This is a genomic window from Promineifilum sp. (SeqCode) (assembly GCF_041918635.1).
Classification (GTDB): domain Bacteria; phylum Chloroflexota; class Anaerolineae; order Promineifilales; family Promineifilaceae; genus Promineifilum.
This window is the reverse complement of sequence record NZ_JAYRVJ010000530.1, coordinates 1-5213: the sequence shown is the minus strand read 5'-3', so window position 1 is coordinate 5213 and position 5213 is coordinate 1. Positions and strand designations below refer to the sequence as shown.

The 5213-nt window shown below is 69.1% G+C and carries 3 protein-coding genes; all 3 read right to left on the bottom strand.

The genetic code is table 11. The annotated features are described in order from the left end of the window. Positions 1-11 precede the first annotated feature (11 nt). Positions 12-2030, bottom strand: a complete 2019-nt coding sequence (locus ACE3UY_RS15840; protein WP_374688466.1) for a hypothetical protein — start codon at positions 2028-2030, stop codon at positions 12-14. A 123-nt stretch (positions 2031-2153) separates the two neighbouring features. Further along, a complete protein-coding gene (locus ACE3UY_RS15835) occupies positions 2154-2939 on the bottom strand; it encodes an exodeoxyribonuclease III (RefSeq protein ID WP_374688465.1) in 786 nt (261 codons plus the stop codon). A 32-nt stretch (positions 2940-2971) separates the two neighbouring features. Continuing rightward, positions 2972-5032 carry a phage holin family protein gene (locus ACE3UY_RS15830; protein ID WP_374688464.1) on the bottom strand — a complete coding sequence of 687 codons (2061 nt, stop codon included), beginning with the start codon at positions 5030-5032 and terminating at the stop codon, positions 2972-2974. Between the last annotated feature and the right edge of the window lie 181 nt (positions 5033-5213).

Sequence of the window (5213 nt, the reverse complement as noted above, 5' to 3'; positions counted from 1 at the left end):
CCGTGGTTCATTTATTCCACCCCCACCTCGATAGCATCCCCCACCGGGTTGGCCGCGGCGTCGAGGACGGGCACGGCCTCCAGCGACGGGAAGCGATACATCCCCACGCGCATCGTCAGCGGCGGCGCGGCGCCGGCCGCGTCGGGCAGCAGGAAGCGGCTGACGACCACGTCCCCCGCCCGCCACTGGGCCGCGCTGAACGCCGCCGCGTCCGCCTGGGCCGCCCGCGCTCCCGCCCCGTCCAGCAGGTGGTTGAAGAAGTGGTAGTCGGCCGGGTCGGGGTTGTCGGCCGTGCGCCACTGCACGTCCCACAGTAGTCCCGCCGGCCCCCAGCGCGCCGCGTGGCCGGTCAGCCGCACGAAGTTCGCCAGCAGCGGCGGCGGGTCGAGCGCGGCGTCTGGCTGCGGCGCGGCCCCGCCCGGCAGCGCCAGCGCCTCATAGGCCAGCGCGCTGCCCGCCACCGGAACCCGTTCCGCCCCGGCCGCCGCAGCGCGGTAGAGGTCGCGCGTCGCGGCCGGCCCGTCGGCCGCGGCCGTGTCCAGCAGGACGACGGCCGGCGCGGCCGGGAAGAGCGCTTCCCGGTTCAGGTGGGCGAAGCGGCGCGGCGTGTCGTGCAGCAGCGCCTCGAACTCGGCGGCGAAGTCGTCCTGGGCCGGGTCGGAGCCGTCGCCGGCGATGACCACCTCGGCCGCGCCCGTCTGGCGTAGCAGCCCGCGCGCCCGGCCGGCGGCCAGCAGCTTCGTCGCCAGAGGCACGCCGAAGGCGCTATCGGCCGGGGCGGCGGCCACGTCGGCCATCACCCCGCCCCAGGCCACCAGCTGGAGCGCCGCCGACAGGGCCAGCGCCGTCCAGGCCGTCGCCCGCGCCGCCGGCCCCCATCCGGCCAGCAGCCGCGCGAAGCCCGCCCCGGCGATGAGGTAGGCCGCGGGCAGGACGGCGATGAAGTAGTGGATGTAGACCGGCGTCCAGCCCCAGACGAACGTCAGCAGCGGGGCCAGCAGCCACAGCAACAGGATCACCCCCCCGCCCTCCCGAAGGGCGGGGGATCGCTCCCTCGCCCCTTGGGAGAGGGCTGGGGAGAGGGTCTGCCCCGCCATGCCCTCCCCTAACCCCGACGGCTCCCTCTCCCCATGGGAGAGGGCCGGGGAGAGGGTCTGCCCCGCCAGCCACACCCCCCCGCCAGCCAGCAACCCCACCCACAGCCCATGCACAGCCACCATCCCCGGCAGCCCCACGAACCCTTCCCCCGCCAGCCCGCCGATGCCCTCGCCGGCGACCAGCCGCAGTACCAGCCACAGCGCCTCCGGCGACGGCCCACCCGCCCCCGCCCCCGCGCCCAGCGGCAGCCCCCCTTCCGCCCGCCAGCGCCCCCACAGATACCATAGGAAGGGCGCGGCCGTCAGCCCCGCCAGCAGGACGCCCAGCGCCACCGCCCGCCACGCCACCCGCCGCCGGAAGATGACCAGCAGCGCCAGCGTGGCCGGGGCCAGCCCGACGGCCGCCGGGTGAATCTGCACGGCCACGGCCAGACAGAGGAGGTGCAGCGCCAGGAACCAGCGCCGCCCCTCGACCAGGGCCAGCGCCGCGCACGCCGCCCAGCCGACGGCGAAAAGGGGCAAGAGGTTCTGCGCCCAGAGCTTGCGCGAGAAGATGATGCCCCACGGCCCGGCGGCGAAGAGCAGCGCCGCCGCCAGCCCGGCCGTCCCGCCCCAGTAGCGCCGCCCCAGCCAGTAGACCCCGGCCACGGCCAGCGTGTTCAGCAGCCCGACGAAAAGCGTGGGCGCGAACGGGTGACGCCAGACGAGCAGCGGCAGGGCGTAGAGCCAGACGCTCAGCGGCGCGTTGGGGAAGCCGACCGACGTGGCGATGCCCCGCGCGGCCACGTCGCCGGCGGCCGTGTCCAGCGCCAGCGTCAGCAGCCGCGCCTCGTCCGCCTTGAACTCCGTCAGCCCCGGCCGGGCCATGCGGGCAACGCCGGCCAGCAGGAGGACGAGCAGCAGAGCGAGGGCTTCAGACCTGGACCGTTTCATGAACTACCCAAGAGGGAATAAATGAACCACGGATTTTCACGGATTTCACGGATGATACGGATTGAATCTGGTTCCGTGTTCAATCCGTTAAATCCGTAGAATCCGTGAAAATCCGTGGTTCATTCATTCCTCCCCATCCATATCCAGTATCAGGCTCACCGGGCAGTGGTCGGAACCCATCACCTCGGGGTGGATGGCCGCGCCGGCGACCCGCGGCCAGAGGTCGGGCGAGACGAAGAAGTAGTCGAGCCGCCAGCCGACATTCTTGTCGCGCGAGCCGGTGACCTGCGACCACCAGGTGTAGGCCCCGGCCGTGTCGGGGTAGCGGGCGCGGAAGGTGTCCACGTAGCCGCCGGCCACCACCCGGTCGATCCACTCGCGCTCGATGGACAGGAAGCCGGTCGTGTGGCGGTTCTGGCGCGGCCGGGCCAGGTCGATCTCCTGGTGGGAGGTGTTCACGTCGCCGCAGAAGATGAGGGGCCGGCCGGCGGCGCGCAGGGCGTCGATGTAATCCAGGAAGTCGGCGTTGTACTGCATCTTGAAGGGCACGCGGCTGTGGTCGCGGCTGCCGTTGGGGAAGTAGGCGGTGATGAAGACGAAGTCGCCGAAGTCGGCCACCAGCGTGCGCCCCTCCAGGTCGTAGGCGTCAATGCCCAGCCCGGCGGCCACGGTCACCGGCTCGCGCCGGGTGTAGAGGGCCACGCCGCTGTAGCCCGGCCGGGCGGACGAGGCCCAATAGGTGTGGTAGCCGGGCGGGGCGCGCAGGGCGTCGTCCAGCTGGTCGGGGTGGCACTTCGTCTCCTGGATGCCCAGGATGTCGGGCTGCGCCGCCGCCAGCCACTCCAGGAAAATCCCCTTGCGGTGGACGGCGCGCAGGCCGTTGACGTTCCAACTGTAGAGGTGGAGCATGGGGGAGATTGTAGCATGGGGTATTGTGCAATTCACGTGAGCGGGTCGCGCCGGGCGTTCAGCAAACCGAACATATCGGTCGAGCTTCGCGTCGGCGGCACGATCATGTGCGCCGGATGGAGCAAGAAGCTATCCGTCTGTTGGCCGCCCAACCCGCCGTGGACGCCGATGAGTTCCTCCAGGGCGGCGACGGTGTTGTCGGGATAGACGGTGCTGATGATGGTCAGGTCGCCGGCGCAGGGGTAATCGGACACGCGCCGCACCTGCCAGGCGCGCAGTTCGACGTCGCCATAGAGCGCCAGCGGGTCTTCGCCGCTCACGTCACCGGTATGCAGATTGCGTGCGCCTCGCGGCCCCAGGGCCAGCGGCACGCCCTCATCGTCGTCGACCACAACCAGCCCGACGCCCTCATGCCGGAGGAGCGCGTCGATCAGGTTGGGGTAGGCGCGATTCAACTCATTCATCGTCGCCCGCCGGGGGAAGGCGTGGAAATAGACCTGGGCCAGGTTGCCGCTGCCGCAGAAGGTGACGTCGGCCCCCGCTTCCACCCCCTCGCGCTCGTACTCCTCCAGCTCTTCGACCGCTTCCTCGGCCAATTCCCGCATCCCCTCGGTCATGACCTTGCCAAGGCTGCCGCCCATCTCCTGCTGCTGAATGTTGCTGAGTTCGGCGGCCATGGCGACCATCGACGACGAGCCGTCGTCCAGATCGTAAGCCGCCGACACAACCGTGCCGGTGGGCAAGTAGCGCTCGATGAACTCCAGCAGCGTGTAACCGTAGCGCATCTTGAACGTCGCCCCCGACGATTGACCGTGGTCGGACAGGAGCAACAGCTCATAGGGCCGGGGAGCCTTGTGGGCGATGACAGTCCGCAGTTCGCCCAGGAAGCGGTCGAAGCCGCGCAGCGTGCCGAAGGCGTGGCGCGACCACGGCCCGGAGAAGTGGGCGACCTTGTCGTAGCCCGGCCAGGTGGTGTAGACGATCGGTTCGCCGCGGCCGATCTGCACCAGCGTCAGGAAACCCGACACCTCGCGCATGAACACCGTGGTCGCGGCGCGATAGAGCGGGTAGAAGCCGGACAGACGATTGAGCCGCGGCTGGACGCCGCGCACCACATCCAGCGTGTATTGCCATACCTCCAGCAGCGCCTCACCGATGAACTTGCCCACGACGCGCAGGAAGAAATGGGGATTCAGCAGGAGCAGATAGATGTCGCGGGCGCGGGCCTGGCGCTCCTCGTCCTCGCCGCCGCTCAGGTCTGTCGCTGTCAGCAGCGACAGCCGGGCGTCGCCGTCGAGCAGGTTGTTGATGCTCACGCCGTCGCGCAACAGTCCATTGCCGCCGCCATAGCGAGCGTTGATGAGCGCCGCGTCGCTCCCGGCCACGTAGAGGCGGTTCTCGGCCTTGTTGAACCAGCGGAAAGCGGGAATGTCGTCATTGTCGCCGTAGAGAATGCCCGCCTGACAGGCCGCCGTCTGCGACGACAGCCCGCAATCGGTTCGGGAAAGCACATACCCGTCTTTTTCGATCAGGCGCGCGATGTTGGGCATATAGCCGCGAGCCAGCGCGTCTTGCAGGTGGTAGTAGCTCAGCCCATCCACCTGCAGGATGATCACGCCGCGATAGTCGTCCGCTGGCAAGCCGCCTTGCCCCTGGGCAAGCTGGCTTTCGATCACGGCGCGATAGAACGAACCCTGATCGTCGATCCCCACCAGTCCGGAGACGATCATGTTGACCACCGCCAGCACGATACCGCCGGCGATGGCCGGCAGCCAGCCGTCAACCGTCAGCCCGCCGCCCATCACCGCGGCCGTCAGGCGCAACATCACGGCATTGACGAAAAATCCGGCAATGAGCAAGACGATGAATCCCTGGCGCATGACCGCCAGCAGGATGAGCGGCCGGACGGCGAGGTTCACCGCGCCCAGCAACAGCGCCGCGCCCAGCGCGACCATCCACGCCGGAAAGCCCGCGTGACCGCCCAGGCCAATCCCCGGCAGGAACCAGGCCGTGAGGCTGAGCGACACGGCGTCGATCAACCAGATGGCGGCAAACCGGAACAGGAATCGAAAGGCGGAGCGTGTTTTTTCCATGGGCGTGCTACCCTTGCCGCGCGCAACTTCAGACCTCAGAGGTCCGCCACCAACCTTAGCATTTCGTAAGTCCACCTGCCAGAAATTGACTAGCACGAACATATGTTCGATCCCTACAATGGGGGGCATCCTTTTTGCGCAAGGAGCCTGTCATGTCGACGAATACCGATTACTTCAACCT